1 protein-coding gene is annotated in these 1,016 nt (G+C 34.5%); it reads left to right on the top strand.

The window, feature by feature from the left end; genetic code table 11:
* The coding region (locus tag A6E03_RS10190) for a hypothetical protein (protein WP_218060164.1) at positions 1-998 on the top strand (998 nt) is incomplete at its 5' end.
* Between the last annotated feature and the right edge of the window lie 18 nt (positions 999-1,016).

Genomic DNA, 1,016 nt, shown 5'->3' with positions numbered 1-1,016 from the left:
GTTATGCAGGCGTTATGTTTCCCATGGAAGTTTACGGAAAAAATATGTTAAATAACAAAGATATAATGACTAAGTTTAGTCTGCTAATTGCAATAATAGCTCTTGTTGTAACAAGTTATAGCGTATGGGAGCAAGTTAGAGATAAAAGTCCTGAAATTAAAGTTTCAGTCCTTGCTCAGGATAAAGTAACAGACTTTGGAAATATTGATGGTTTAATTGCTTCGTATTCTTTCAATGGTGTGGCTATTCAAGACTTATGGAAGTTTCGGGTAAGGTTTCAAAATGTTGGTGATAGCACAATTATTGGTCAAGGTGGCAAAAGTAATTTGTTAAAAGATGTGATAGAATTTTCTTTTCCAAAGGGTTATAGAATTATTGACCTTAATGAATTTAAAGATGGTGTGCGGGCAACGGTTCAATCTTACGATGAACGTTTTTTCAAAATAAATTTTGAACAATGGCGTAGCGAAGAGTTACTCGATGTAGATTTATTTTTAGAACAAGTTGACAGTACAGAAAGTACGCCAACAATTATACTCGCTTCTCGAAGTTTAATTGATGGGAAATTTACTATTAGTCACGATAGCTCTTTTGATGTAGTAAAACGTAAGTCATTACTGAACTTACCGACACCTTTGGTTGAATTAGCGAGCCAATTTGTTCGGTGGTCGAAAGTATTGTTATTTGCTTTGCTTGTTTATATCGTGATTGTTGCACCGCTAGATTGCTTCAAATATTACAATTGGAAAAAAGAGTTTAAGCATGATTATGACAGTCACATTGATACTTTGTTCTCTGGCGAAGAGTTCATTAAAATGTGTGATGTAATAAAACTGTATAAAGACGATCCAATTAAGGCTCCAAATTGGGTATGGGAAAGTTTCTCTGGAGAAAAAGCTGTTGGGGTCGCATTATTTCCAACAGCTAAACCAGCAGTAATATTTATAAGTATGTGTTGGTTGTTTGTTATTGCAACAGTGGCCTCTCTGATAGGGTAAACATAACAAATGCATCAA

The organism is Aliivibrio sp. 1S128, from assembly GCF_001691065.1.
GTDB lineage: Bacteria > Pseudomonadota > Gammaproteobacteria > Enterobacterales > Vibrionaceae > Aliivibrio.
This window is presented reverse-complemented; position numbering and strand designations above follow the sequence as displayed.